Source organism: Nocardioides luteus (assembly GCF_015752315.1).
In the GTDB taxonomy this organism is placed as follows: Bacteria; Actinomycetota; Actinomycetes; order Propionibacteriales; family Nocardioidaceae; genus Nocardioides.
Genome location: NZ_JADOVJ010000001.1, coordinates 1,030,179 through 1,055,715, shown reverse-complemented (window position 1 = coordinate 1,055,715; position 25,537 = coordinate 1,030,179). Strand labels below are relative to the sequence as shown.

Genomic DNA, 25,537 nt, shown 5'->3' with positions numbered 1-25,537 from the left:
CGATGGTGAAGAGTGACGCGTCGGGGTGCCCCCGTTCACCACAACGTCACACCGTGCGTACAGAATCCGGCGCATGTCCATCGACTCGGAGCGGCTCAGGCCCCTCCTCCCACTCCGGCCAGGCGCGACACCTCGCGTGGCGATCATCTCGGCGAGCTACGGCGCCGGCCACAACTCGGCCTCCCGGGAGATCTCACGAGCACTCGGAGAGGCCGGATGCGACGTCGAGATCTTCGACTTCGTCGACCTGATGCCCTGGCGGCTCGGGCACAGCCTGAAGGTCGGCTACAAGATGCAGCTCCAGGTCAGCCCCGACTCCTGGGGCACCACGATGAGCCTCGTGATGCCGGGACGCCCGCTCCACAAGCCGTTCAACCGGTTCCTCCGCCTCTCCACCCGCAAGATCACCGAGGCCATGCACGGCGCGGACCTGGTCATCTCCACGCACCCGTTCTGCTCCCAGGTCATCGGACACCTGCGCTCCACCGGACAGCTCACCGTCCCTGCCGTCACCTACCTGACCGACGCCGCGGTCCCGGCGCTGTGGATCAACCCCGGCATCGACCTCAACCTCGCCATCCACGACGTCGCCGCCCGCGAGGCGCGCATGCTCGGCGGCAACGCGGCGGTGGTCCAGCCGCTCGTCCCGCCGGGTGCGGAGTACGTCCCGGGGCAGGTCTTCCCCGACCCCCTGGCGGACCTCGACCTGAAGGGTCCGCGGGCGCTGGTCACCGGCGGTTCGCTGGGCGCCGGTGCGCTCGAGCAGACTGCCCGCGACATCCTCGAGCACAGCGACATGACCCCGATCGTGCTCTGCGCGACCGACCCCTGTCTCAAGCGCCGCCTGGAGCGGATCCCCGGCGTGGTGGCGCTCGGCTGGCGCACCGACGTACGCGCCCTGATGGCGACCAGCGACTGCGTCGTCCAGAACGCCGGCGGCTTCACCTCGCTCGAGGCCCTGGCCTCGGGCACGCCGGTGATCACCTACCGCTCGATCTCCGGCCACGGCGCCGCCAACTCGGCCAACCTGGACCGCGCCGGGCTGATCCCGTGGGCCCGCGACGAGATCGAGCTCGCCAAGCACCTGGTCGTCGCCGCCGAGTCGCCCCGGTTCAACCGGCTCGCGCTCGGGGTTCCCGACATCGTCCAGATCCTCACCGACAGCTACGACGAGACCGCTGTCGCCTAGCTGCCCGAGGGCGGTCCGAAGAGTCGCGCGGCGTTCTGGTGGAGCACCCCGCGCGCCCATTCGTCCCCGAGCCCGAGGCCGAGCACCCCGTCGACCGCCTCCAGGTAGGGGTAGGGGATGTTCGGGAAGTCGCTCCCGAAGAGCACCCGCTCCCCCAGCGCCTTCAGCCGCGGCAACTCCTCGGCCGGGAACGGCGTCGAAGCCTCGGTGAACGCGGTGAACGCCATCGTCGTGTCCAGGTGCACCCCGTCGTACTTCTCCACCAGGTCGAGGAACCGCGCGTAGTCCGGCAGCCCCATGTGGGCGACGATCACCACCAGATCGGGATAGCGCCCGAGCAGCGCCTCCATCCCGGCCGGCCCGGTGAACCGCCCCGGAGCGGGCCCGTGACCGGAGTGGATCACCAGCGGCGTACGCGACTCCGACAGCACCTCCCAGACCGGGTCCAGCAGCGGCGAGTTGGGGTCGTAGTCGCCGACCTGGACGTGCGCCTTGAAGATCCGCGCACCCGCCTCGACCGCCTCCCGCACGTAGTCGCCGGCACCCGGCTCCGGGTAGAACGTCGCCGACTGCAGGCAGTCGGGCTTGTCCGCCGCGAACTCCGCGCCCCACTCGTTCAGCCACGCCGCCATCCCGGGCTTGTGCGGATAGGTGAGCGCCGAGAAGCGACGTACGTCGAGGGCGCGCAGCACCCGGAGCCGCTCCTCCTCGGAGTGCCGATAGGCGATCGGCCACGGCCGGCCGGTCAGCGGCCCGGCCGAGTCGAAGTAGCCCCACACCTTGTCGAGCATCCGCTGCGGCAGGAAGTGGGTGTGTACGTCGAAGATGCCGTCCAGCCCCAGCGCATCGAGCCGCGCGCGGATCTGCGCCGGCTCGTCCGGGGCGATGGTGACCGTCGGAGGCTTCACGACAGGCGAACCTACCCGGCGGACGCGGTGCCCGAGGCCATCGGTGCGGCGAAGGTCTCCGCGATCGCCCGCGCTCTGCCCGGGATCTCGTCGGCGGTCAGCCCCCAGGTGCCCTCGGCGAAGCGCCGAGCCAGCTTCGCCAGCGAGTCGGCGCCCTCGTTGAGCGCCTCACCGACATGGCCGCGTACCCACTCGAACGAGAGCCGCTCGGACTCGCGACACAGGTCGTCGTGCATCCGGGTCAGGCCGGCGAGCTCGGCGCGGTGCTCGGTCTCGTAGCCCTTCGGCATCGACTCCTCGCCCCGCAGCCAGTCCTCGATCAGCGCGAGCGCCACCCGCGAGTCGGTCCGGATGGTCAGCGTGCGCCGCGGCAGCGCCCGCACCGCCTCCGCGATCGCCTGCAGCTCGGCCAGCACCACCAGCGACTGCGGGTCCCGGATCCGGGCGTTGGGCACCTGCCGGCCGAAGCCGTGCTGGCCGTCGCCCGCGAGCCACCCCCAACCGATGAACCCGCGATGGGCCGAACCGTCGGTCGCCACCACCAGCGGCGGCAGCGGCCCCGTCCGGTAGACCGCCAGGGCCTCCACCGCCTCCGCCCGGATGTCCGCGTCGTCCTCGACGAAAGGCACCACGGTGACCCCCGGATAGGCGTCCGCGATCTCGTCGGTCAGCATCCAAAACCGGGAGTTGGACGGCAGCGCGACCACGATCTGCACCGGCGCGATCCGCACGAGAGAGTCGTACGCAGCCCCGACCGCCGCGATGATCGCGTCCTCGGTCCCGCGGGCACCCAGCGATCCCGCCGCGTGCAGCCCCGGACCGGCCAGAACCCAGTCCCAGCTCTCGGCGTCGCTGCGCTCCTTGACGACGATGAAGCAACGCATACCAGACCTCCTGACCCGCCCGAACAAGTCGCTCTCGACGTTACCGGGCGGATCCTGAGAACGAGACAGCAGCGTCAGGATCCGGACACCGCTGACCGGAACGGATCAGACGAGCCCGAGCTCCCGGGCACGTACGCCCGCCTGGAACCGGGACGAGGCCCCGAGCGCCTCCATGAGCTCGGCGACACGGCGCCGATAGGTGCGTACGCCGAGCCCCAGAGTGCGCGCCGCGGCCTCGTCCTTCACGCCGCGGCCGAGCAGGTCGAGCACCTGCGGCGCGATGTCGCGCAGCTCGGCGATCCGGGCGTCGTAGGCGTCCACCGAGGTCGCCGAGCGCCAGGCGGCGTCGAAGAGGGAGGTGACGCCCTGGACCACCTCGGACTGGGTGACGATGCTGAAGCTGCGCTCGCCCAGCCGCCGGTCACCGGCGAGGATCGCGATGCGGCGGTCGATCAGGATGGTCTCGTTGATCTCGTCGGGAGTGATCCGGATCTGGGCGCCGCGGATGTCGCGGATCTCGCGCAGATGGGCGGCGGAGACCGGGTCGAGCAGGACGTTGGGCTGGTAGACCTTCCGCAGCCGCACCCCGCCGCCGTTGCGACCGCACAGCGCGGCCCGGATGCCGGCCTCGGTCCGTGCGGCCGACCAGGTGCGCAGGTCGATCGCGGCGCAGGCGATGTCGGTGGCAGCCGCGAACAGGTGCGAGGTGCGTCGCACGAGCTCCTCCTCGCCCCGTACGACGGCGACGGTCCCACCCGTGCGGATCGTCCCCACCGTGTTGGTCATGGCGTCGATTCTCCCCCGGCCCACCAAGGGGCGGGCGGCGATCGGCAACAACCTGCCAAGGACGTGAGTACGCAGCGACGGGCCGCGACGCTGGAGAGCATGACGACGAACAACCTCACCGCCGGCGCCGCCGGCACCTGGCAGCTCGGCGACAAGCGGATCAACCGGATCGGCTTCGGCGCGATGCGCCTGATCGGCAACCTGTCCACCCCGGTCGCCCCCGATCGCGAGAACGCGATCACGGTGCTCCGCCGCGCCGTCGAGCTCGGCGTGAACCACATCGACACCGCGGCGATCTACTTCACCCCGACGCGCTCGGCCAACGAGCTGATCGCGACCGCCCTCCAGCCGTACGCCGACGACCTGGTCATCGCGACCAAGGTCGGCCCGACCCCGCGCGGCCGCGACGGCGCCTGGGAGTCCGAGCCCCGGCCCGAGCGGCTGCGCGACCAGGTCGAGGAGAACATCCGCCAGCTCGGCCTCGACCACCTCGACGTGGTGAACCTGCGCTGGGGAGTCGGGCTCGAGCGCGGCACCGGGTCGATCGCCGACCACTTCGGCGCGCTGCTCGACCTGCGCGAGGCAGGCCTGGTCGAGCACGTCGGCCTCTCCAACATCGGACCCGAGCAGCTCACCGAGGCGCTCGCGATCGGACCGGTTGCCTGCGTGCAGAACCAGTACGGCCTCACCACCCGCCGCGAGGACGATGCCCTGCTGCGGCTGTGCGGCGAGCACGGGGTCGCGTTCGTACCCTTCAACTCCATCGGCGCCGCCGTCCCCGGCGCGGTCCCCGGAACCTCCCCCGACGAGACCGGTCGCGACATCGTCGAGGCCATCGCCGAGGCGCATGCCGCGACCCCCTCGCAGGTACGCCTCGCCTGGACGCTCCACCAGGGCCCGCACGTGCTCACCATCCCCGGCACCGCCGACCCCGACCATCTCGAGGAGAACATCGCCGCCGGCGCCCTCCGGCTCACCGACGAGGAGGTCGCCAGGCTGAGCCTGGCCGGCGACCCCTCTCACTCCCCGGCGGCGTAGAGCCCGTCGATGATGTCGGCGTACTTCTTGCTCACCACCCGGCGCTTGAGCTTCAGGGTCGGCGTCAGCTCCTCGGACTCGGCGGTCCACTCCTCGCCGAGCAGCTCGAAGGCCTTGACCTGCTCGGGACGCGACAGCCGGGCGTTGGCCGCCTCGACCGCCTGGCCCACCGCACCCCGGATGACTGGGTGCTGAGCCAGCTCGGCGAGCGAGCCGGCCTCGACGCCGAGCTTCTGCGCGACCACCGGGGCGATCTCGCCGTCGAGGGTGAGCACGGCGACGACGTACGAACGGCCGTCGCCGACCACCATCGCGTGGCCGACCAGCGGGCTCTCCTTGAGGAGGTTCTCGATGTTGGACGGCGCGATGTTCTTGCCCGCCGAGTTGATGATCATCTCCTTCTTGCGGTCGACGACGCTGAGGAAGCCGTCCTCGTCGAGGGAGCCGATGTCGCCGGTGTGCAGCCACCCGTCGGCGTCGAGGAGCGCGGCGGTCGCCTCCGGCCGGCGTACGTAGCCAGGGGTCGTGATCGGACCGCGGAACAGGATCTCGCCGTCCTCTGCGATCCGCACCTCGATCCCGGGATGGGGCCGGCCGACCGTGCCGAGCCGGAATCCGTCCGGCCCGTTGGCGGTCGCGGCGCCGGTGGTCTCGGTCATCCCGTAGACGTCGTAGACCTTGATCCCCAGCCCGGCGAAGAACTTCGCGACCTCGAGCGGCATCGGCGCGGCCGCGCTCGCCGCCCACTCGACCTTGTCGAGCCCGAGCAGGGCACGCATGGTCGAGAGGACCGCGGCGTCCGCCTGCTCGAACTGAGCCTGCAGCTCGGGCGAGGTGGTCTGCCCGGTCTGCTGCGACTCGACGTAGGCGAGGCCGACCGCCATCGCCTTCTCCACGGCCTCCCGCTTGGCGTCGTCGGTCTCGGCGGCGAGCAGGGCGGTGACGCCGGTGCGGATCTTCTCCCACACCCGCGGCACCCCGAAGAAGCTGGTCGGGTGCACCTCCTGGAGCGTGGCGAGCAGCAGCGAGGGGTCCTGGATCAGGTAGACGTGACCACCGTTGAACTGCGGGATGTAGAGGCTGAGCACCCGCTCGGCGATGTGCGCGAACGGCAGGTAGGAGACCAGGATGCCCGGCTCCTCGATCCCCGAGGTCGACAGCGAGCTGGTGGTCTCGAAGACGATGTTGCGGTGGGTGAGCACCACGCCCTTGGGCTGCCCGGTGGTGCCCGAGGTGTAGAGCATCGTGACCGTGTCCTCCGGGGTCACCGCCGCGCTGCGCGCGTCCAGCTCCTCGCCGACCTCGGCGAGCGCCTCCGCCCCCGAGGCGACGAAGTCGTCCCACGAGACCGCCCGCGTGTCGTCGGGCACCGCGGTGTCGATGGTGACGACGCGCAGGATCTCCTCACGCTTCAGCCCGAGCGCCCAGCGGGCGACGTGGTCGTCGGTCTCCAGCACCACGATCCGCGGGTCCGCGTGCTCGGCGACGTAGCCCACCTGGTCGGGCGCGAGGGTGTTGTAGATGCTGATCGGCACACCACCCGCGAGCACCGCGGCCAGGTCGGCGACGATGTGCTCGATGCGGTTGGCGGCCATGATCGCGACCGACTCCCCCGGCTGGAGGCCGGCCTTGACGTACGCGGCGGCCAGCTCGCGGGCCCGCTGGTGCAGCTCGGCCCAGGTCAGGGTGCGCCAGCCGGTGCCGTCGGCGGTGTGCCGGTCGGAGAAGGCCGGCTCGGTGCCGCGCTCGGCGACCACCTTCGCAAGCACGTCGACCATGGTCTGGTCGCCGATCTGGGACTCGAGGGCGGCGCGGTCGGCGAGAACGTCGGGCATCAGGTCGCTCCTTCATAGGTTGTGACTCGGGTCACAATTGAGTTGCCTCGACCGTAGGGACGCACCGGCGCGGACACAAGAGCCCGTCCGCACCATTTGAGAATCCATGCCATCGGAACTTTTCCACTCAACGGAAAGCGGCTGTGGCGACGGCCACCCGGACAGGAGTTCACTCACCCCATGGCAGATGAACGTACGCAGGTTGTGATCGTCGGCGCCGGCCCCGCAGGGATGCTGTTGAGCCATCTCCTCGCCGCCGACGGGGTTGACTCGGTCGTGGTCGAGACCCGGTCAGAGGAGTACGTCGCCGCCCGGATCCGCGCCGGCATCCTGGAGCAGTCGAGCGTCGACCTGCTCACCGAGGTCGGGCTCGGCGACCGGCTGGCCCGCGACGCCGACAAGCACCGCGGGATCTACCTGCAGTGGCCCGAGGAGCGACACCACCTCGACTTCGTCGACCTGGTCGACCGGGCGGTCTACGTCTACGGCCAGACCGAGGTGCAGAAGGACCTGATCGAGGCCCGGCGCGCCGCCGGGCAGGTGGTCCACTACGAGGTCAGCGACACCGCGCTGCACGACATCGAGTCCGACCGGCCGTCGGTCACCTTCACCGACGCCGACGGGGTCGCCCGGCGGATCCGGGCTGACGTGATCGTCGGCTGCGACGGCTCCTTCGGCCCCAGCCGCGCCGCGATCCCCGCCCGGGAGAGCTGGGACCGCACCTACCCGTACAGCTGGTTCGGCATCCTCGCCGACGTCGCGCCCTCGACCGACGAGCTGATCTACGCCTGGCACCCCGACGGCTTCGCGCTGCACTCGATGCGCTCGGAGAACGTCTCCCGGTTCTACCTCCAGGTGCCCAACGGGACCGACCCGGCGACCTGGTCCGACGACCAGATCTGGGACGCGCTCGCCACCCGGCTCGGCCATGGCCAGAACGGCTGGACGCTGCAGTCGGGCCGAATCACCGACCGCAGCGTCCTGCCGATGCGCTCGCACGTCTCCACGCCGATGCGCCACGGGCGACTCTTCCTGGCCGGCGACGCCGCCCACATCGTCCCGCCGACCGGCGCCAAGGGCCTCAACCTCGCGATCGCCGACGTCGCGCTGCTCGCACCCGCGCTCACCGCGCTGCTCAAGGGCGACCCGCGGCTGGCTGACGACTACTCCGAGACCGCGCTGCGGCGCGTCTGGCGCTGCACCCACTTCTCCTGGTTGATGACCACGATGCTGCACACCGCCGAGGACCCGTTCGACACCCAGCTCCAGCTCTCCCAGCTGCGCTGGGTGACCTCCAGCGAGCACGCCGCCGCCGGGCTCGCGGAGAACTACGCCGGGCTGCCGATCGGATTCTGAAGGGTCACTTGTCCCGCCACCCGATTCATGTTTAGGTAAGCCTTACCTAAACATGGAGGTGTCATGGAGTCGACTCCCCGCATTGCCCGCAGCATCCTGTCCTGCCCCCGCGGGGGCAGCGTGGTGATCGACGGCATCCCCTACTCGATGGAGGAGCTCGAGATGCAGGGGTTCGCCGACGACGGCGGGCGGCCGACCTTCCTGTGCCCGCCCGAGCAGCGGATGGCGTACGCCGGCCGCCGGGGCAGCCATGTCGTGCTGGTCCTCCAGGGCGCGCTGGGCGACCGCGAGGCGGTCCGGCTCACCGGCACGCTGCGGTGGCTGCGTACGGATGCCTGCACGTGCTGCGAGACGGAGTGGGAGGAGATCGTCATGGACGTCGCCAACGTGATGCTGGTCCGTCCCACCGGCGAGGCGGTCCCGATCCCGCTCGACGCCTTCACCGACCGCGACCTCGACCTCAACGACGGCGTGCTCCACCGCAACCAGGACCACCTCAACAACCACCATGGCAACGAGCTCCGCGAGGCGGTGGCGACCCGCTCCTACATCCCCGTCGACACCATCCTGGCCGCCCAGATCACCGGCCTCTGCGCCGACGGCTTCGAGTTCCAGTGGGTCGACGAGCGGGGCGCGCACAGCGCGCGCACCACCTTCGACCGGCCCGCCCGGACACCGGAGGACCTCGTCGCCGGGGTCCGGAAGGCCCTCGCCGCCGAGATCTGCTGAGCGGGACACACACGCCGAACCTGTTTCCCGGTACACAAATCCCATGTACCTTGGTGACGTATCAACGTCGTGCAAGGAGGCTCGGATGGTTGTGCAGACACTTCGCTCGATCGGTGGCTACGTGGGTGCCGTCGCCGGCACCCCGGTCCGGATGATCACGCCGACCAGGCCGCAGCCTCGCCGGGAGTACGACCAGACGCTGCGTACGTTGTCGGAGGCATCGGTCGAGAAGTACTTCAACGCGTTCAAGGACGTCGACTGGGACGCCCCGGAGATGGCCGTCGACGAGGACGACGAGCGCTGGATCCTGCCCACGCTCGACCTGCTCGGCGCCCACCCGTGGTACCAGTCGCTGCCCAAGGCACGGCAGATCGAGGTCGGCCGGCACCGGCTCACCGCCATGGTCAAGACCGGCTCCCAGTTCGAGCAGCTGCTCCTCCTCGGCGGCACCCAGTTCCTCATGGGCGTCGACAACGGCGACCCCGAGTTCCGCTACTTCATGCACGAGCTCACCGAGGAGACGCACCACATCCAGATGTTCCAGGAGTTCACCAACCGGGTCTGCCCCGACGTCGCGGGCGCACCGGGCTGGCTGATGCGGTCCATCCCGCTCGTGGGACACCTCGGCGCGCTCTACCCGGCCCTCTTCTTCGCGATCATCCTGGCCGGCGAGGAGCCGATCGACCACGTGCAGAAGGAGGCCATGCGCGGCGGCGGCACCCACCCGCTCCTGGACCGGATCATGGCGATCCACATCGCCGAGGAGGCGCGCCACATCGGCTTCGCGCACGCCTGGCTCGAGGAGCACGCGCCGTCGCTCAACCCGGTCTCGCGTCTCGCCCTCGGCATCCTCACGCCGCTCGCGATGCGGCTGGGCTCGGACGCGATCATCATCCCGTCCCGCGCCGACCGGGAGCTCATGGGCCTTCCCGACTCGGTGGTACGCGAGGTCTGGGGCACCGGTCCCGAGGCCGCCGCGTTCCGCCGCCACCTCTTCGCCGACGTCCGGATGCTCTTCGACAACCTCGGGCTGCGTACGCCGCTGACCCGGTGGTCCTGGCGGGTGCTCGGGGTCGACGGCCGGCCGGCGCGGTTCCGCGCCGAGCCTCCCGGCGTCGCTGCTTGACGAGCGGAGTTGAATGGCATCACCGACTCAACCGAGGAGCACGATGCCGAACAACGACAATGGCCGCGCGAACATCGGCGTGGTGGGCCTGGCCGTGATGGGGTCCAACCTGGCCCGCAACCTCGCCTCCCGCGAGGGCAACACGGTGGCGGTCTACAACCGCACCTACGCCCGCACCGAGGAGCTCGTCACCGATCATCCCGAGGCCGGATTCCTCGCCTCCGAGACGATCGACGACTTCGTGGCGACGCTGTCCAAGCCGCGCACGGCGATCATCATGGTCCAGGCCGGCAAGGGCACCGACGCGGTGATCGAGCAGCTGGCCGAGCGGTTCGAGCCCGGCGACATCATCGTCGACGGCGGCAACGCCAACTTCAACGACACCATCCGGCGCGAGCGTGAGCTGCGCGAGCGGGGCCTCAACTTCGTCGGCACCGGCATCTCCGGCGGCGAAGAGGGTGCGCTCAACGGCCCCTCGATCATGCCCGGCGGCTCGGCCGAGGCCTGGGAGACGCTCGGCCCGATCCTGAAGTCGATCGCGGCGGTCGCGGAGGGCGAGCCCTGCGTGACCCACGTCGGCACCGACGGCGCCGGCCACTTCGTGAAGATGGTCCACAACGGCATCGAGTACGCCGACATGCAGCTGATCGCCGAGGCCTACGACCTCCTCCGGCGGGTGGGCGGGCTCTCGGTGGAGCAGCTGGTCGACGTCTTCAAGGACTGGAACACCGGCGACCTGGAGTCCTACCTGATCGAGATCACCGCCGAGGTGCTTGCCCAGACCGACGCCGAGACCGGGTCGCCGCTCGTGGACGTCATCCTCGACGAGGCCGGCTCGAAGGGCACCGGCGTGTGGACCGTGCAGAACGCGCTCGGCCTCGGCATCCCGGTCTCCGGGATCGGCGAGGCGGTCTTCGCCCGGGCGGTCTCCTCCAAGCCGGCGCAGCGCGGCGCGATGCGGGCCACCGTCACCAACCGTCCGAAGCCGCCCGAGGTCCCCGACACGTTCGTCGACGACGTACGCGCGGCTCTCTACGCCTCGAAGGTGGTCGCCTACGCGCAGGGGTTCGACCTGATCGTGGCCGGCGCGAAGGAGTACGGCTGGGACATCGACCTCGGTGCGCTCGCCAAGATCTGGCGGGCCGGCTGCATCATCCGGGCGCGGTTCCTCAACCGGATCGTGGACGCCTACGCCACCAAGCCCGACCTCGAGACGCTGCTGGTCGACCCCTACTTCGCCGACGCGGTCGCCTCCGGCGAGGAGGCGTGGCGTCGCGTCGTCGGGATCGCGGCCGCCTCCGGCGTACCGGCCCCGGGGTTCTCCTCGGCGCTGGCCTACTTCGACTCGCTCGCCGCCGACCGGCTTCCGGCGGCGCTCATCCAGGGCCAGCGGGACTTCTTCGGTGCGCACACCTACAAGCGCATCGACAAGGACGGCACCTTCCACACGTTGTGGTCTGACGACCGCTCGGAGATCGCGACGACACCCTCGACGCACTAGATACCGAACTTGGGTCTGTCGGCGTAGCGAGCGGCGGTCCTAGCCTGAAGCATGGGCTTCGATGTCGCCGCCGAGAGGTATGCCCGCTTCATGGGGCGCTACGCCGAACCCCTCGCCCCTCACTTCGCCGACTTCGCCCGGATCAGCATGGGGCAGCGCGTGCTCGACGTCGGCTGCGGCCCGGGCACGCTCACCCGCCACCTGGTGACGCTCACCGAGGCGCACCTGGTCGCCGCCGTCGACCCCTCGCCGCCCTTCATCGAGGCGGTCGCACGGCAGCTGGCCAGGGTGGACGTGCACACCGGCGTGGCCGAGGCGCTCCCCTTCGCCGACAACTGGTTCGACGCCTCGCTGGCGCAGCTGGTCGTGCACTTCATGACCGACCCGGAAGCGGGGATCAAGGAGATGATCCGGGTCACCCGCCCCGGCGGCACGGTCGCGGCTTGCGTGTGGGACGGCGACACCGGTGCCGTCGCGCCGTTCTGGGCGTGCGTGCACGAGATCGACCCGGACGCCGAGGACGAGGCCTTCCTCGCGGGGTCGCGCCTGGGGGACCTCGAGAAGCTGTTCAAGAAGCTCGGCCTCCGCAGGGTCGAGCCCAGCGGCCTGGTCATCCGCGTCACCCACCCGACCTTCGAGGACTGGTGGGACCCCTACACGTTCGGCGTCGGCCCGGCGGGTGACTACGTGGCGTCCCTCGACGACGCCGGCCGTACGGCGCTCGAGGAGGTCGCCCGGCGCCGGCTCGGGAACGGCCCGATCACGGTGACCGCGACGGCCTGGGCTGCCCGCGGCATCGTCGCCTGATCGCTCGTTCGACCACGCCCTCGTCCGGCGTGGCAATTTGCATCGTTCCCCTATCCTCCATAAGGTTGTAAAAGTCAACCAATCAGAGGGGCGATGATGGAACAGGCGACCTACCGCGACCTGATGCATCGGCTCAGCGAGGTCGGGGCCGTCAAGAAGAGCCTCGCCCGCAACCTCCCGCCCGACCTGCCGGCCGGCTCGGCGGGCGTGCTGGGCCTGCTGAGCCGGCACGGCGAGATGACGATCAGCGAGCTCACCGATCTGCTCGCCATCGACATCTCGGTGACCAGCCGCCACGTGTCGTACCTCGCCGACCAGGGCTGGCTCGAACGCTCCCCCAACCCGGCCGACGGGCGCTCGCGTCTGCTGCGACTCACCGACTCCGGGCACGACCTGCTCAGCGGCTTCGCCGACCAGATCACCGAGCTCCTCGCCGAGCGGCTCTGCGACTGGAGCGACGACGACGTCCACGAGCTGATCCGGCTCATGGCCAAGCTGCACGACAGCCTCGCCTGCCCGGCACACCCCCTCACCCACGTACGCAACCAACGCTCTGCTCACCCCCGCTGAGCTCTCGAAGAAGGGAAGTCCATGGCAACGACAACAGCCGAGCGGACTCACGCCGGTCCACCTGGAAGCCCGTCCGAGGACGGCTTCCACATGTCTCACCGCGAGATCATGGAGGCGCTCTCGGGTCTGCTGCTCGGCATGTTCGTGGCGATGATCTCCTCCACGATCGTCTCCAACGCCCTGCCCGAGATCATCGCCGACATCGGCGGCGGGCAGTCGGCCTACACCTGGGTGGTCACGGCCTCCCTGCTGACCATGACGGCCACCACCCCGCTGTGGGGCAAGATGGCCGACCTGTTCAGCAAGAAGCTGCTCATGCAGATCGCGCTGGTCCTGTTCGTGGCCGCCTCGGCCGTCGCCGGCCTGGCCCAGAACCCGGGCGAGCTGATCGCCGCGCGGGCCGTCCAGGGCATCGGCATGGGCGGGCTGACCGCCCTGGCCCAGGTCATCATGGCGGCGATGATCTCGCCGCGTGAGCGTGGCCGCTACTCGGGCTACCTCGGCGCCGTCTTCGCGGTCGCCACCGTCGGCGGCCCGCTGATCGGCGGCGTCATCACCGACGCCGACTCGCTCGGCTGGCGCTGGTGCTTCTACGTCGGCATCCCGTTCGCGGTGATCGCGTTCGTCGTCCTGCAGAAGACCCTGCACCTGCCCGTCATCAGGCGCGAGGGCGTCAAGGTCGACTGGGCCGGCGCGTTCTTCATGGCTGCCGGCGTCTCCCTGCTGCTCATCTGGGTCACCTTCGCCGGCGACAAGTACGACTGGGCCTCCTGGGAGACCGCGGCCATGGTCGGCGGCTCCGTGCTGCTCCTGCTGATCTTCGTGCTCGTCGAGTCTCGGGCCAAGGAGCCGATCATCCCGCTGCGGCTCTTCGCCAACCGCACGATCACGCTCTCCTCGCTCGCCTCGCTCTTCGTCGGCGTGGCGATGTTCGCCGGCACGATCTTCTTCAGCCAGTACTTCCAGCTGGCTCGCGGCGAGTCGCCGACGATGGCCGGCGTGATGACGATCCCGATGATCGCCGGACTGTTCCTCTCCTCGACGATCTCCGGCCAGGTCATCACCCGCACCGGGAGATGGAAGGCCTGGCTGGTCGTCGGCGCCGTCCTCATCGTCGGCGGGCTGGGTCTGCTCGGCACGATCCGCTACGACACCGAGTACTGGCACGTCGCCGTCTTCATGGCCGTCCTCGGCCTCGGCGTCGGCATGACGATGCAGAACCTGGTCCTCTCCACGCAGAACCAGGTCACCCCCGCCGACCTCGGCGCGGCCAGCTCCATGGTGACCTTCTTCCGCAGCCTCGGCGGCGCGATGGGCGTCTCCGCGCTCGGTGCGCTGATGGCCCACCGGGTCACCGACTACGTCTCGGACGGTCTCGCGGACCTCGGTCCGCGCTATGCAACGCTCGCCCAGGGCACCTCGGGCGAGATCCCGGACATGGACAAGGTCCCGGAGCCGCTGCGCTCGGTGCTGGAGAGCGCCTACGGCCACGGCATCGCCGACATCTTCCTGGTCGCCGCCGGTGCAGCCGTGATCGCGCTGCTGTTCGTGGTGTTCATCAAGGAGGTGCCGCTGAAGACCAAGGGCGGGCTCGCCCAGGCCGCCGAGGAGGCTGCCTCGGTCGACGGGCCGGCCGCGGTCGCCGAGGGCGTCGCCGGGGTGCCCGAGCAGCACGCCGCCCCGGTCTCTCACGGGATCCCGCTGCACGGGTCCGTCCGCGGCTCCGGCGACGTCCCGGTCCCGCACGCCGCGGTCACGCTGATCTCGCTGTCCGGGCGCCAGCTCGGCCGCTCGGTCGCCCACGCCGACGGCTCCTACTCGGTGGACGCGCCCGGCTCGGGGACGTACGTCCTGATCGCGTCGGCCGACGGCTTCCAGCCGCAGGCCTCCACGGTGGTCGTGGGCGGTGAGCCGGTGGCGTACGACCTCCTGCTCAGCGGCACCACCGGCCTCAAGGGCATCGTGCGCGGCGGCGAGGACGGCGCGCCGATCAGGGACGCGATGGTGATCGTGACCGACGTACGCGGCGACCTGCTCTCCACCGGCACCACCGTCGCGGACGGCACCTTCTTCATCGACGAGCTGGTCCCGGGACCGGCCACGGTGGCGGTCAACGCGGAGGGCTTCCGTCCGCGCGCGGTGCCGATCGAGATCGGCGCCACCGGGTTGACCCGGATCGAGGTCGAGATGGCCACCGGCGCCCGGCTGACCGGTGTCGTGAGGTCGGCCTTCGGTCCCCTCGCCGACGCCCGGGTCACGCTGATCGACGCGGCCGGCAACGTGGCCGGCACCGCGACGACGGGTGCGGACGGGGCGTACGCCTTCGCCGATCTCGACAGCGGCGACTACACCGTCCTGGCGACCAGCTATCCGCCTGCGGCCGGCGCCGTGAGCCTCACCGGCCACGGTGTCGACGGCCACGAGATCGTCCTCTCCCACCCCGAGGACTGATCGGCGATGGCACTGACCGCACAGATCCGCACCCGCGACGGCTGGCCCGTGGCGCACGCGGTCGTCACCCTCACCGACACGGCCGGCGGTCAGGTGCTGCGCGCCGAGGCCGACGAGGACGGTGTCGTCACCGACGACACCGTCCTCGCCCCCGGGCCGTACGTCGCGATCGTCACCGCGATCGGCTGGTCCCCCACGGCGGCGACCGCACTGGTGACCGGCTCCGGTCTCGCTTCCCTCGGGACCGTCACGCTGACCCGCCAGGGCGACACCTCGCTGCCGGCCCCTGGGCCGTGGACCATCGATCCCGCCCACTCCACCGTCGGCGCGGTCGCCCAGCACCTCGGCATCTCCAGCGTGCGCGGCCGGTTCACCGACTTCGCCGGGGTCGTCGAGATCGCCCCGGACCATCTGGAGAAGTCACGTGTGGAGACGGTCATCCGGGCCGCCTCGATCGACACCGGTAACCGGATGCGGGACGACCACCTCCGCAGCGGCGACTTCCTGGACGTCGAGGCGTTTCCCGAGATCGTCTACCGCTCCACCGGCCTCACCCCGGCCGGCGCGGACCGCTGGACCGTCCACGGGGATCTCTCGATGCACGGGCAGACCCGTCCCGTCGACCTCGACGTCGCCTACCTCGGCACCGGCCCCGACGCCTGGGGCGGCACCCGCGCCGCCTTCCGCGCCACCGCTCAGCTGCGGCGCGAGGACTTCGCGATGAACTACAACCAGGCCGTCGCCGCCGGCATCGCCGCCATCGGTACGACCCTCAAGGTGGAGCTGGACATCCAGGCCGTCCAGGGTGACTCGCTGCCGGGCTGAGCCGAGGCGTCAGCCAGGTCGGCCGAGGCGTCGGCCAGGTCGGCCCAGGCGTCAACCGCGTCGGCCGAGCTGGCATCGCTGTGCCGGCTCGGCCGACGTACGTGACGCCTCGGCCGACGGGGGCGACGCCTCGGCAGGCTGATCACTGACGGCCGACTGAGACTCTGCGAGTATGAGTGCATGGAGCTGCGCCATCTTCGCTACTTCGTCGCGGTCGCCGAGGAGCGCCACTTCGGCCGGGCGGCCGAACGGCTCCACATGGCGCAGCCGCCGCTGTCGCAGCAGATCCGCCAGCTCGAGGCCGAGCTGGGGCTGACCCTGCTCACCAGGACGACGCGACGGGTCGACCTGACGCCGGCCGGGGCTGCGTACCTGGAACGGGCGCGGGAGATCCTCGGCGCCGTCGACGCCGCCGCGCACGAGGCCGCCAGCATCGCCTCCGGGCGGCGCGGACGGCTGCTGATCGGGTGCGTCGGATCGGCGACGTACTCGCTGCTCCCGGCCCTCGCTCGCACCCTGCGCGCGGAGCTGCCGGAGGTCGAGTTCGGGTTCCGGGGCGAGATGCTCTCGCCGGACCAGGCCGCGGCGCTCACCGACGGCACCCTCGACCTCGGCCTGCTCCGTCCCCTGCCCACGAATCCCTCCCCCGGCCCCGGCCTCTCGATCACCCACGTGCGGCAGGAGAGCCTGCTGGTGGCGCTGCCGAAGGACCACCGCTTCGCCGCCCGTCGTCGCATACGCATCGCCGACCTCGACGGCGAAGCCCTCGTCATCCACGCCGGCGGCGGCCGCTCGGCGATGAACGCGATGATCCAGCACCTCTTCGACGAGGCCGGGATCAGCACCCACATCGCCCACGAGGTCGCCGAGACCTCCACCCTGGTCACGTTCGTGGCCGCCGGCCTCGGCGTGGCGATCGTCCCCGAGCCCACCGCCGCCCTCGCCGTCCCCGGCGTCGTCTACGTACCCCTCACCGGCACCCCCGGCGTCGAGCTCGTCGCCGCCACCCGGGCGGGCGACGAGAGCCCGCTGCTCGCCCGCGCGCTGACGATCCTGGCGAGTCTCAGCGCCGACTAGCTGTGATGTCCAGGGAGGTTGTATCGCCCGGCATCGGTGAGCCTGTCTGACAGGCGAAGGCCTCCGGTTGTGAAGTGGAGCTGTCTAGGAACCGCTTCACGAACCAGGAGGCCTTCGTGTCCCACGCTAACGCTGCTCTGACCCCACGCGCCCGTTTACGACTCGCTCGGCTCGTTGTCGATGACGGGTGGACCTATGCTGCGGCGTCCAAGATGTTCATGGTCGCTCCACGAACCGCGAAGAAGTGGGCAGACCGCTACCGGTCCGAGGGGCCTGCGGGGATGACCGACCGCAGCTCACGGCCACACTCGAGTCCGACCAAGACAGCGCCTGTGGTCGTCCGGCGAATCGTGCGGCTGCGATGGCGCCACCGGCTTGGCCCGGTCCAGATCGCCGGCCGGCTCGGGATGCAGGCCTCGACGGTGCACGCGGTTCTGGTGCGGTGTCGGATCAGCCGGCTCTCCCACATCGACCGCGTCACCGGTGAGCCGATCCGCCGTTACGAACACCCGCACCCAGGCTCGCTGATCCACGTCGACGTCACCAAGTTCGGCAACATTCCTGATGGTGGCGGCCACCGCTTCATCGGACGCCAGCAGAGCAAGGCCAACGCCCAATCCACGGCCCGCCGCACTGGAGAGCGCGGTCACGACTACCGTCCCCGGATCGGGACCGCTTTCGTGCACACCGTCATCGATGACCACTCCCGGATGGCCTACGCCGAAATCTGCACCGATGAGAAGGCCGCCACCGCCATCGCAGTGTTGCAACGAGCCGTGGCCTGGTTCGCCGACCATGGCGTCAACGTGGAACGAGTCCTGTCCGACAACGGCTCGGCCTACCGGTCCTACGCCTGGCGCAACGCCTGCACCGAACTCGGCATCAAGCACAAACGCACCCGGCCTTACCGACCCCAGACCAACGGAAAGATCGAACGCTTCCACCGCACCCTGGCCGACGGCTGGGCCTACGCCCGCCTGTACGAGTCAACCGAGCAACGCAACACCGCGCTACCCGGCTGGCTCCACTTCTACAATCATCACCGCGCCCACTCCGCCATTGGAGGCCAACCACCGATCACCCAGCTGACCAACCTCCCTGGACATCACAACTAGCCGAGGCGGCTCAGCGGCAGCGCAGCGTCTGCGACGGGGCGACGCCGTAGGCCTGACGGTAGGCGGCGGCGAAGCGGCCGAGATGGGTGAAGCCCCAGCGGTGGGCGACCTCGGCGACGGTGTCCCCGCGGCTGGCGATGAGATCCGCGTGGACGCGTTCGAGGCGGATCTCCTGCAGTCGCTGGGTCGGGGTGCGGCCGAGGTAGCGCTGGAAGCCCTGCTGGAGCCGGCGGATGCCGACGTCGGCCTCGCGGGCCAGGTCCGAGACGGTCCACTCCCGGGCCGGGTCGGCCTCCATGGCCTCCACGACGCGGGAGACGATGCGGGGCTGGACGGAGCCGACGGCGGGCTCCTCGGGGAAGCAGGCGGCGACGAAGGCCGCGGTCAGCGTCCCCGCCAGCCGGCGACGCACCCGCTCGTCGCCGACCAGAGCCGGGTTGCGCATGGCCTCGGTGCCGAGCGAGCCGAGCAGGCCGATCCAGGCGCGGGCGCCGTCGGCACGCAGGTCGAGCTGGGCGGGCAGCCGGTCGGTGTGCAGGCCGACCAGGGCAGCGACCTCGTCGACCAGGTAGTCGCGGTCGACCCGCATCCCGACGATGGAGCAGTCGGCCGACCACCGGGTCATCTTGGTCGGACGGTCGGGTGGACAGACGGTCGCCTGACCGTCGAGCGAGAGCACGTGAGCGCCGCCGACGTTGGCCTCGAGGACACCGCTGCGCGGGACGTTGACCGCCCAGGCGCCCGGGTGGTCGGACTCGACCGACACCTCGGCGCCCCAGCCGATCCGGGTCAGCCGGACCGGGCCGAGGTCGACCGCACGCAGCTCCGCCGGACGAGCCGGGCGACCGCGCATGGTCAGGGCATGTGGGAAGTAGGCCCGGGAGACCTCGTCGGAGAAGGTCTCCATGTCGCCGGACGACCCGGACGATGCGGTGAGAGTGCCGGTCACGCTCATCTGTCACCCCCTTAGTGACGTCCTTCACATTAACAGCGCATCGGCGTCCCGCCGAGAGCCTCCGGAAACCCGGTGCGCAATCCGGACAACCCCTTCGCCCAGCGGATCGCCGCCCTCGCGATCCGGATCTAGCGTCATTCCCCGACGTGACCGCCGCCACACATCCTGCGGCCCGACGAAGGAGGAGCTCCATGGACCCACGCACCCTGCGGTCGACCTTCGGCCGCTTCGCGACCGGCGTCACCGTGATCACCTGCCGTACCCCCGACGGCGCCCACCACGGCGCCACGGTCACGGCCTTCACACCGATCTCGCTCGACCCGCCGCTGGTGCAGGTCGCCCTGACGCGTACGTCCAAGGCGGCCGCCTATCTCGAGGGCGCCGCCTTCGCGGTCAACGTGCTCGCGGCCGACCAGAGCGATGTCGCCATGCACTTCGCCGGACGCCCGTGCGGCGACCCGCTCCCCTGGCGCGAGGGCGCGACGGCGCCACGGCTCGGCGGGACCGCCGCGACGCTGGTGTGCCGGCCGTGGCGTACCGACGACGGCGGGGACCACCTGCTGTTCCTCGGGGAGGTCGTCGAGGTGATCACCACCGACCGCAAGCCGCTGCTCTTCCACGACAGCGCCTTCCACCACATCGGCAACCCGTCCTCGGAGGTCGTCTGGCTCGGCTGCCAGGACGACCCGAGCACCGGCTGGTTCGACGCCACCACGTCGTTCACCGCCATCGAGACTCCCGCGATCCCGCGATCCACCCGCTACTGACGCCCACCAACAGCCAGACCAAGGAGAGAACCATGACCGACACCCTCGCCCCCGAGTCCCAGACGGACGGCCCGCCGACCGTCAACCCGGCCGCCGAGTCGCCCGCCAACAAGCAGACCAACTTCGCCTCGCGGCCGATGACCGGCGACGAGTACATCGAGAGCCTGCGCGACGGCCGCGAGATCTACCTGCACGGCGAGCGGGTCGAGGACGTCACCACGCACCCGGCCTTCCGCAACCCGGTGCGGATGACCGCGCGCCTCTACGACGCCCTGCACACCGGCCCACACGTCGACGAGGTCACCGTGCCGACCGACACCGGCAACGGCGGCGTCACGATGCCGTTCTTCAAGACCCCGACCTCCTCGGCTGACCTGCTCAAGGAGCGCGACGCGATCGCGCGCTGGGCGAAGATGACGTACGGCTGGATGGGCCGCTCCCCCGACTACAAGGCCAGCTTCCTCGGCACGCTGCACGCCAACAAGGAGCTGTACGCCCCGTTCCAGGACAACGCCGAGCGCTGGTATCGCGAGTCCCAGGAGAAGGTCCTCTACTGGAACCACGCGATCATCAACCCGCCGGTCGACCGCCAGCTGCCGCCGGACGAGGTCGGCGACGTCTACATGAAGGTCGAGAAGGAGACCGACGCCGGCCTGATCGTCTCCGGCGCGAAGGTGGTGGCGACCGGGAGCGCGATCACCAACTACAACTTCATCGCCCACTACGGCCTGCCGATCCGCAAGAAGCAGTTCGCGCTGATCTGCACCGTCCCGATGGACGCCCCGGGCATCAAGCTGATCTGCCGCTCCTCCTACACCGAGCAGGCGGCCCGGAACGGCGAGCCTTTCGACTACCCGCTGTCGAGCCGGATGGACGAGAACGACACCATCTTCATCTTCGACAAGGTGCTCGTGCCCTGGGAGAACGTCTTCATGTACGGCGACGTCGACCGGATCAACGCGTTCTTCCCGCAGTCGGGGTTCCTGCCGCGGTTCACCTTCCAGGGCTGCACCCGCCTGGCCGTCAAGCTCGACTTCATCGCCGGCCTGCTGATGAAGGCGCTCGACGCCACCGGCTCGGGCGGCTTCCGCGGCGTACAGACGCGGGTGGGCGAGGTCATCGGCTGGCGCAACCTGTTCTGGTCGCTGACCGAGTCGATGGCCCGGGACCCCGAGCCGTGGGTCGGCGACGCGGTGATCCCGAAGCTGGAGTACGGCCTGACGTACCGGATGTTCATGATCCACGGCTATCCGCGGGTCAAGGAGATCATCGAGCAGGACGTCGCCTCCGGGCTGATCTACCTGCCCTCCGGCGCCGCCGACTTCAAGAGCCCCGAGGTGCGGCCGTACCTGGACAAGTACGTCCGGGGCTCCAACGGCATCACCGCCGTCGACCGAGTGAAGGTCATGAAGGCGCTGTGGGACTCGATCGGCTCCGAGTTCGGCGGCCGTCACGAGCTCTACGAGCGCAACTACTCCGGCAACCACGAGAACGTGAAGGCCGAGCTCCTCTTCGCCGCCCAGAACCGCGGCGGGGCGGACGCCATGAAGGGCTTCGCGGACGAGTTCCTGGCCGAGTACGACCTCGACGGCTGGACCGTGCCGGACCTGTTCTGACCGGTCGTCCTCACTGCTGACAGGACGGCGCCCCTCCCCCGGGCGCCGTCCTCAGCGCAGCACGAGCCAGAGCCCGACCGCGGAGGGCAGGAGCCCGAGGATGAGCCACGGGGTGAGCGGGTTGCGCCGGTGGATGAGGAACCCTCCGGCCAGACCGAGCACCCCGAAGCCCGCGGCGATGACGCACAGCCCGATGCGGGAGCTCTGGTAGACCGGGTCGATCGCCACCGCCCCGATGACCAGCCCGACCACCAGGTGAGCGACGGTGAAGACGACGAGGACGGACGCGACCCACTGCTTCACATGGGTCAGCGACTTGTCGTTGACGGGCCGGATCGGGTTGTCCGGGTCCATCAGGTGGCGCGGTCGTCGCTGCTGCTCGTTCACGACACCATACTTACCAGACAAATTGTTTGTGCACCAATTATTGGTACGCTAACTCACATGCCGACGAAGAAGGATCCACTCTCGGAGATCGAGAACCCGCTCGCCCTCGATCAGCAGGTCTGCTTCGGCCTGGCCGTCGCCGCCCGCAGCGTCATCGCGCTCTACCGACCGCTGCTCGAGCCCATGGGACTGACCCACCCGCAGTATCTGGTCATGCTCGCGCTCTGGGAAGAGGAGCCGCTGCGCGTCTCGGAGCTGAGCCGGAAGGTCCAGCTCGACCCCGGCACCCTCTCCCCGCTGCTCAAGCGCCTCGAGGCCCAGGACTACATCCGGCGCGAGCGCAACAAGCACGACGAGCGCTCGCTCGCCGTCGTGCTGACCGATCGAGGACGGGCCCTGCGCGATGACGCCGAGAAGATCCCGCCCACGATCGTCGAGCGCCTCGACATGAGCGTCGATGAGCTCATGGAACTCCACCGCCGGCTGCTGGAGGTCATCGCCGCGGCCACCCGGTGAGCCACGCCTCATCGAGGCATAGATCACCTATGCAAATGGAAGGGCACCATCCCTCGCCAGCGTTACTTGAATGTTGGATCAAATAACGCCCGGACCCCGGCCCGGACAGACGCGAGGAGGAACACATGACGTTCGACAACAAGGTCGCCCTGGTGACCGGTGGCGGCAGCGGGCTCGGAGAGGCGATCTCCAAGGAGCTCGCCGGACTGGGTACGAAGGTCGTGGTCGCAGACATCAACCTAGAGGCCGCGACCCGGGTCGCCGAGGAGATCAAGTCACAGGGCGGCGAGGCGACCCCGCTGCGGTCGGACACCTCGAAGGTCGAGGACGCGGAGCGCTCGGTCGCCTTCGCCGTCGAGACCTACGGGAAGCTCAACTACGCGGTCAACAACGCCGGCATCGGCGAGCCCCCGGCCCCGGTGGGCGAGCTGGTCCCCAGCGACTGGGACCGCGTCATCGGCATCGACCTCTCCGGCGTGGCGTACGGCCTGCGCTACCAGATCCCCGAGCTGCTCAAGACCGGCGCCGGCGAGTCCGCGATCGTGAACATGGCCTCGATCCACGGCGAGGTCGCCGCCCTCGGCAATCCGGCCTACACCGCCGCGAAGCACGGCGTCATCGGCCTCACCAAGAACGCTGCCGCCGAGTACGGCCCGGCCGGACTGCGGATCAACGCGGTCGGCCCCGGCTACATCGACACCCCAGCCGTCCAGGCCGTCTCCGCCGTCGAGGGCGCCTACGAGGCCCTGGTCGCCAAGCACCCGTTGGGCCGCCTCGGCCGCCCTGAGGAGATCGCCACGGTCGTACGCTTCCTGCTCTCCGAGGACGCCTCGTTCGTCACCGGTGCGTACTGGAAGATCGACGGCGGCTACACCACCGTCTGACACCCCACGGTCAGCTCGTGCGCGAGGCCAGCGCACCCGCGAGCGAGTCGAGGGCGCCGGGGACGATGGAGAAGTAGGCCCACCGGCCGCGCTGCTCGCGGGCGACCAGGCCGGCCTCAACCAGCAGCTTCATGTGGTGGGAGACCGTCGGCTGGGACAGCCCGACCGGCTCGGTGAGGTCGCAGACGCACGCCTCCTGGCCCTCGGAGGCCGCGATGATCGAGAGCAGCTTGACCCGGTTGGGGTCACCGAGCGCCTTGAACGTCCGCGCCAGCGCCTCGGCCTGCTCGTCGTCGAGGACGCCCGCGGTCACCGGTGAGCAGCACGCGGCAGCAGCGGAGGGAAGCACGGGGAGAACGGTCATGGCGAGGAGTCTACCCAATGATATTGACGAACGTCGATACGTGACCTAGGGTCGCCGACATATCGACGTTCTTGAATCCGAGGAGCATCATGACCGACCTGCCTGTTGCCGTCATCGGCGCCGGACCCCAGGGCCTCGCGGCCGCCGCCCATCTCCTCGAGCGCGGCCTCACCCCGCTCGTGCTCGAGCAGGGCCGCGAGCCGGCCGCTGCCGTCGCCGAGTGGGGCCACGTACGCCTCTTCTCGGCCTGGCCCGAGCTCATCGACAAGGCCGCCGCCCGGCTCCTCGAGCCGACCGGCTACGTCGCTCCCGAGAAGGGCTACCCCACCGGCGCACAGTGGCGCGAGGACTACCTCGTCCCGCTCGCCGACGCCCTCGGTGACCACATCCGCTACGGCGCCACGGTGACCGGCGTCTCCCGCAAGGGGCGTGACCGCCTGGTCGACGCGGGCCGCGCCGAGCAGCCGTTCGTCCTCCACGTGACCAGCGCCGACGGCAGCGAGGAGCGCATCGAGGCGCGCGCGGTCATCGACGCCTCCGGCACCTGGCGCCGGCCCAACCCGGCCGGCGCCGACGGGCTCCCCGCGCTCGGCGAGCGCGCCGCCCACGCGGCCGGCACGCTCACCTACGCGGTGCCCGACCGGGCCGACGCCGCGGCCTACGCCGGCAAGCACACCGTGGTGATCGGCGCAGGTGACTCGGCGTTCAACGCGGTCAACGAGCTCACCGCGATCGCCAAGGACCACCCGGGGACGCGGGTCACCTGGGCGATCCGCCGCGCGGTCTCGACCAACACCTTCGGGGGCGGCGAGGCCGACGAGCTCCCGGAGCGGGGCGCCCTCGGCGTACGCGCGAAGAAGGCGGTCCAGGACGGCACCGTCGAGCTGGTCACCGGGTTCCGTACGGAGCAGGTCGACGGCGCCACGGTGATCGCCGAGGACGGCCGCGTCCTTGAGGCCGACCACGTGGTGGTGCTGACCGGCTACCGCCCTGACCTGGGCTTCCTGAGCGAGATGCGGCTCGACCTCGACCCGACGCTGGAGGCGCCGCGCAACATCGCGGTCCAGATCGACCCCAACGTCCACTCCTGCGGCTCGGTCAGCGCGACCGGTGCCAAGGACCTCGCCCAGCCCGAGCCCGACCTCTACCTGGTTGGGATGAAGTCCTACGGCCGGGCCCCGACGTTCCTGGCGATGACCGGCTACGAGCAGGTACGCAGCGTGGTGGCCGAGCTCGCCGGCGACCACGACGCAGCCGCCCGGGTCGAGCTCGAGCTCCCCGACACCGGCGTCTGCGGCGGCGCGGGGGTCTTCGACGACCCGGACAGCACGAAGAACGGTGGCGGCTGCTGCGGTCCGGCGGCGCCGAGCGAGGAGCTGTTCACGATCAGCCGGGCGCCGATCACTCTCTCGTGACGGAGCGGGCCGGGGTCACGCCGAGCTCATCGAGGAGGCCGAGCACCCGCTGCTCGATCTCGTCCCGGATGCCGCGTACGTGGTCGATGTCGCCGCCCTTCGGGTCGGCGACCTTCCAGTCCTCGTAGCGCTTACCCGGGTAGTACGGGCAGGCGTCGCCGCAGCCCATGGTGATGACGGCGTCGGCGCTGCGTACGACCTCGTCGGTCCACGGCTTGGGGAACTCGCCGGAGATGTCGATCCCGAGCTCGGCCATGAGCTCCACGGCGACCGGGTTGATCGCCGCGGCCGGGGCCGAGCCACCGGACCAGCCGATCGCCTGGTCACCGGCGTAGTGCTGGAAGAAGCCGAGCGCCATCTGGGAGCGGCCGGCGTTCTCGATACAGAGGAAGAGGACGGCCGGCTTGGGGTCGGTCGTCGATCGATCAGCGTTCAA

The 25,537-nt window shown here is 70.4% G+C and carries 25 protein-coding genes; 17 read left to right on the top strand and 8 right to left on the bottom strand.

Annotated features, from left to right (window positions below):
- The first annotated feature begins 73 nt into the window (after nucleotides 1–73).
- A complete protein-coding gene (locus HD557_RS05085; RefSeq protein WP_231380183.1) occupies nucleotides 74–1,189 on the top strand; it encodes an MGDG synthase family glycosyltransferase in 1,116 nt (371 codons plus the stop codon).
- Here the strand turns inward: HD557_RS05085 and HD557_RS05080 are convergent.
- From HD557_RS05080 to HD557_RS05070, 3 genes are all read right to left on the bottom strand, one after another.
- Complete coding sequence (locus tag HD557_RS05080; RefSeq protein ID WP_196873120.1) at nucleotides 1,186–2,097, bottom strand: amidohydrolase family protein; 912 nt, start codon at nucleotides 2,095–2,097, stop codon at nucleotides 1,186–1,188. The genes HD557_RS05085 and HD557_RS05080 overlap by 4 nt on opposite strands.
- Nucleotides 2,098–2,108: 11 nt before the next feature.
- A complete protein-coding gene (locus tag HD557_RS05075; protein ID WP_008361999.1) occupies nucleotides 2,109–2,981 on the bottom strand; it encodes an RNase H family protein in 873 nt (290 codons plus the stop codon).
- Between the two features lie 105 nt (nucleotides 2,982–3,086).
- Nucleotides 3,087–3,767, bottom strand: a complete 681-nt coding sequence (locus HD557_RS05070) for a response regulator transcription factor (protein ID WP_196873119.1) — start codon at nucleotides 3,765–3,767, stop codon at nucleotides 3,087–3,089.
- Nucleotides 3,768–3,866: 99 nt separating this feature from the next.
- Between HD557_RS05070 and HD557_RS05065 the strand changes: the two genes are divergently transcribed.
- Nucleotides 3,867–4,805, top strand: a complete 939-nt coding sequence (locus HD557_RS05065; RefSeq protein ID WP_196873118.1) for an aldo/keto reductase — start codon at nucleotides 3,867–3,869, stop codon at nucleotides 4,803–4,805.
- On the opposite strand, the gene HD557_RS05060 is transcribed toward HD557_RS05065, so the two are convergent.
- On the bottom strand, nucleotides 4,787–6,640 hold the full coding sequence (locus HD557_RS05060) for an AMP-dependent synthetase/ligase (protein WP_196873117.1): 1,854 nt from the start codon (nucleotides 6,638–6,640) through the stop codon (nucleotides 4,787–4,789). The genes HD557_RS05065 and HD557_RS05060 overlap by 19 nt on opposite strands.
- Before the next feature lie 180 nt (nucleotides 6,641–6,820).
- Here HD557_RS05060 and HD557_RS05055 point away from each other — a divergent pair, with 180 nt between their 5' ends.
- The 10 genes from HD557_RS05055 (at nucleotide 6,821) to HD557_RS05010 (ending at nucleotide 18,197) form a co-directional block, all read left to right on the top strand.
- The gene (locus tag HD557_RS05055) at nucleotides 6,821–7,996 is read left to right on the top strand and encodes a 4-hydroxybenzoate 3-monooxygenase (RefSeq protein ID WP_196873116.1); all 1,176 of its coding nucleotides are present in this window, start codon (nucleotides 6,821–6,823) and stop codon (nucleotides 7,994–7,996) included.
- A 63-nt stretch (nucleotides 7,997–8,059) separates the two neighbouring features.
- Entirely contained in the window at nucleotides 8,060–8,725 is a 666-nt protein-coding gene (locus HD557_RS05050; RefSeq protein ID WP_008361992.1) for a DUF2470 domain-containing protein, read from the top strand.
- A gap of 85 nt (nucleotides 8,726–8,810) precedes the next feature.
- Nucleotides 8,811–9,851 (top strand): AurF N-oxygenase family protein, encoded by a 1,041-nt coding sequence (locus HD557_RS05045; RefSeq protein WP_196873115.1) that lies wholly within the window; start codon nucleotides 8,811–8,813, stop codon nucleotides 9,849–9,851.
- A gap of 43 nt (nucleotides 9,852–9,894) precedes the next feature.
- Nucleotides 9,895–11,352 (top strand): NADP-dependent phosphogluconate dehydrogenase, encoded by a 1,458-nt coding sequence (gene gndA, locus HD557_RS05040; protein WP_196873114.1) that lies wholly within the window; start codon nucleotides 9,895–9,897, stop codon nucleotides 11,350–11,352.
- 51 nt (nucleotides 11,353–11,403) lie between these two features.
- Complete coding sequence (locus tag HD557_RS05035) at nucleotides 11,404–12,159, top strand: class I SAM-dependent methyltransferase (RefSeq protein ID WP_196873113.1); 756 nt, start codon at nucleotides 11,404–11,406, stop codon at nucleotides 12,157–12,159.
- 96 nt (nucleotides 12,160–12,255) lie between these two features.
- The gene (locus HD557_RS05030) at nucleotides 12,256–12,729 is read left to right on the top strand and encodes a MarR family winged helix-turn-helix transcriptional regulator (protein WP_231380182.1); all 474 of its coding nucleotides are present in this window, start codon (nucleotides 12,256–12,258) and stop codon (nucleotides 12,727–12,729) included.
- Between the two features lie 21 nt (nucleotides 12,730–12,750).
- Complete coding sequence (locus tag HD557_RS05025; RefSeq protein ID WP_196873111.1) at nucleotides 12,751–15,180, top strand: MFS transporter; 2,430 nt, start codon at nucleotides 12,751–12,753, stop codon at nucleotides 15,178–15,180.
- Between the two features lie 6 nt (nucleotides 15,181–15,186).
- Nucleotides 15,187–16,005 carry a YceI family protein gene (locus HD557_RS05020; RefSeq protein WP_196873110.1) on the top strand — a complete coding sequence of 273 codons (819 nt, stop codon included), beginning with the start codon at nucleotides 15,187–15,189 and terminating at the stop codon, nucleotides 16,003–16,005.
- A 180-nt stretch (nucleotides 16,006–16,185) separates the two neighbouring features.
- On the top strand, nucleotides 16,186–17,082 hold the full coding sequence (locus HD557_RS05015; protein WP_196873109.1) for a LysR family transcriptional regulator: 897 nt from the start codon (nucleotides 16,186–16,188) through the stop codon (nucleotides 17,080–17,082).
- Between the two features lie 116 nt (nucleotides 17,083–17,198).
- Nucleotides 17,199–18,197 carry an IS481 family transposase gene (locus HD557_RS05010; RefSeq protein WP_196876299.1) on the top strand — a complete coding sequence of 333 codons (999 nt, stop codon included), beginning with the start codon at nucleotides 17,199–17,201 and terminating at the stop codon, nucleotides 18,195–18,197.
- A gap of 10 nt (nucleotides 18,198–18,207) precedes the next feature.
- Here HD557_RS05010 and HD557_RS05005 read toward each other — a convergent pair whose 3' ends face one another.
- Complete coding sequence (locus HD557_RS05005) at nucleotides 18,208–19,152, bottom strand: AraC family transcriptional regulator (RefSeq protein WP_196873108.1); 945 nt, start codon at nucleotides 19,150–19,152, stop codon at nucleotides 18,208–18,210.
- A gap of 191 nt (nucleotides 19,153–19,343) precedes the next feature.
- Here HD557_RS05005 and HD557_RS05000 point away from each other — a divergent pair, with 191 nt between their 5' ends.
- Both HD557_RS05000 and HD557_RS04995 read left to right on the top strand, forming a co-directional pair.
- The gene (locus tag HD557_RS05000) at nucleotides 19,344–19,919 is read left to right on the top strand and encodes a flavin reductase family protein (protein WP_196873107.1); all 576 of its coding nucleotides are present in this window, start codon (nucleotides 19,344–19,346) and stop codon (nucleotides 19,917–19,919) included.
- A 32-nt stretch (nucleotides 19,920–19,951) separates the two neighbouring features.
- Complete coding sequence (locus HD557_RS04995; protein WP_196873106.1) at nucleotides 19,952–21,535, top strand: 4-hydroxyphenylacetate 3-hydroxylase family protein; 1,584 nt, start codon at nucleotides 19,952–19,954, stop codon at nucleotides 21,533–21,535.
- 51 nt (nucleotides 21,536–21,586) lie between these two features.
- Here the strand turns inward: HD557_RS04995 and HD557_RS04990 are convergent, their stop codons facing one another.
- Nucleotides 21,587–21,922: a hypothetical protein gene (locus HD557_RS04990; RefSeq protein ID WP_008361978.1), complete on the bottom strand. Its 336-nt coding sequence runs from the start codon at nucleotides 21,920–21,922 to the stop codon at nucleotides 21,587–21,589.
- 57 nt (nucleotides 21,923–21,979) lie between these two features.
- Here HD557_RS04990 and HD557_RS04985 point away from each other — a divergent pair, with 57 nt between their 5' ends.
- On the top strand, nucleotides 21,980–22,438 hold the full coding sequence (locus tag HD557_RS04985) for a MarR family winged helix-turn-helix transcriptional regulator (RefSeq protein WP_196873105.1): 459 nt from the start codon (nucleotides 21,980–21,982) through the stop codon (nucleotides 22,436–22,438).
- Between the two features lie 125 nt (nucleotides 22,439–22,563).
- Complete coding sequence (locus HD557_RS04980) at nucleotides 22,564–23,322, top strand: SDR family NAD(P)-dependent oxidoreductase (RefSeq protein WP_196873104.1); 759 nt, start codon at nucleotides 22,564–22,566, stop codon at nucleotides 23,320–23,322.
- Between the two features lie 10 nt (nucleotides 23,323–23,332).
- On the opposite strand, the gene HD557_RS04975 is transcribed toward HD557_RS04980, so the two are convergent.
- On the bottom strand, nucleotides 23,333–23,686 hold the full coding sequence (locus HD557_RS04975; RefSeq protein WP_196873102.1) for an ArsR/SmtB family transcription factor: 354 nt from the start codon (nucleotides 23,684–23,686) through the stop codon (nucleotides 23,333–23,335).
- 89 nt (nucleotides 23,687–23,775) lie between these two features.
- Here HD557_RS04975 and HD557_RS04970 point away from each other — a divergent pair, with 89 nt between their 5' ends.
- Nucleotides 23,776–25,101 (top strand): NAD(P)-binding domain-containing protein, encoded by a 1,326-nt coding sequence (locus HD557_RS04970; RefSeq protein WP_196873100.1) that lies wholly within the window; start codon nucleotides 23,776–23,778, stop codon nucleotides 25,099–25,101.
- Here HD557_RS04970 and HD557_RS04965 read toward each other — a convergent pair.
- Nucleotides 25,088–25,537 carry an arsenate reductase ArsC gene (locus HD557_RS04965; protein ID WP_196873098.1) on the bottom strand — a complete coding sequence of 150 codons (450 nt, stop codon included), beginning with the start codon at nucleotides 25,535–25,537 and terminating at the stop codon, nucleotides 25,088–25,090. The genes HD557_RS04970 and HD557_RS04965 overlap by 14 nt on opposite strands.

Excerpts from the sequence above, each read along its gene's own strand:
- HD557_RS05030 (WP_231380182.1), top strand. The coding sequence starts at position 12,256 with ATGGAACAGGCGACCTACCGCGACCTGATGCATCGGCTCAGCGAGGTC.
- HD557_RS05020 (WP_196873110.1), top strand. The coding sequence starts at position 15,187 with ATGGCACTGACCGCACAGATCCGCACCCGCGACGGCTGGCCCGTGGCG.
- HD557_RS05075 (WP_008361999.1), bottom strand. The coding sequence starts at position 2,981 with ATGCGTTGCTTCATCGTCGTCAAGGAGCGCAGCGACGCCGAGAGCTGG.
- HD557_RS05055 (WP_196873116.1), top strand. The coding sequence starts at position 6,821 with ATGGCAGATGAACGTACGCAGGTTGTGATCGTCGGCGCCGGCCCCGCA.
- HD557_RS05045 (WP_196873115.1), top strand. The coding sequence starts at position 8,811 with ATGGTTGTGCAGACACTTCGCTCGATCGGTGGCTACGTGGGTGCCGTC.
- HD557_RS04980 (WP_196873104.1), top strand. The coding sequence starts at position 22,564 with ATGACGTTCGACAACAAGGTCGCCCTGGTGACCGGTGGCGGCAGCGGG.
- HD557_RS04975 (WP_196873102.1), bottom strand. The coding sequence starts at position 23,686 with ATGACCGTTCTCCCCGTGCTTCCCTCCGCTGCTGCCGCGTGCTGCTCA.
- HD557_RS05035 (WP_196873113.1), top strand. The coding sequence starts at position 11,404 with ATGGGCTTCGATGTCGCCGCCGAGAGGTATGCCCGCTTCATGGGGCGC.
- HD557_RS04970 (WP_196873100.1), top strand. The coding sequence starts at position 23,776 with ATGACCGACCTGCCTGTTGCCGTCATCGGCGCCGGACCCCAGGGCCTC.
- HD557_RS04995 (WP_196873106.1), top strand. The coding sequence starts at position 19,952 with ATGACCGACACCCTCGCCCCCGAGTCCCAGACGGACGGCCCGCCGACC.
- HD557_RS04985 (WP_196873105.1), top strand. The coding sequence starts at position 21,980 with ATGCCGACGAAGAAGGATCCACTCTCGGAGATCGAGAACCCGCTCGCC.
- HD557_RS05065 (WP_196873118.1), top strand. The coding sequence starts at position 3,867 with ATGACGACGAACAACCTCACCGCCGGCGCCGCCGGCACCTGGCAGCTC.
- HD557_RS05005 (WP_196873108.1), bottom strand. The coding sequence starts at position 19,152 with ATGAGCGTGACCGGCACTCTCACCGCATCGTCCGGGTCGTCCGGCGAC.
- HD557_RS05025 (WP_196873111.1), top strand. The coding sequence starts at position 12,751 with ATGGCAACGACAACAGCCGAGCGGACTCACGCCGGTCCACCTGGAAGC.
- HD557_RS05000 (WP_196873107.1), top strand. The coding sequence starts at position 19,344 with ATGGACCCACGCACCCTGCGGTCGACCTTCGGCCGCTTCGCGACCGGC.
- HD557_RS05060 (WP_196873117.1), bottom strand. The coding sequence starts at position 6,640 with ATGCCCGACGTTCTCGCCGACCGCGCCGCCCTCGAGTCCCAGATCGGC.
- HD557_RS05085 (WP_231380183.1), top strand. The coding sequence starts at position 74 with ATGTCCATCGACTCGGAGCGGCTCAGGCCCCTCCTCCCACTCCGGCCA.
- gndA (WP_196873114.1), top strand. The coding sequence starts at position 9,895 with ATGCCGAACAACGACAATGGCCGCGCGAACATCGGCGTGGTGGGCCTG.
- HD557_RS05050 (WP_008361992.1), top strand. The coding sequence starts at position 8,060 with ATGGAGTCGACTCCCCGCATTGCCCGCAGCATCCTGTCCTGCCCCCGC.
- HD557_RS05070 (WP_196873119.1), bottom strand. The coding sequence starts at position 3,767 with ATGACCAACACGGTGGGGACGATCCGCACGGGTGGGACCGTCGCCGTC.
- HD557_RS05015 (WP_196873109.1), top strand. The coding sequence starts at position 16,186 with ATGGAGCTGCGCCATCTTCGCTACTTCGTCGCGGTCGCCGAGGAGCGC.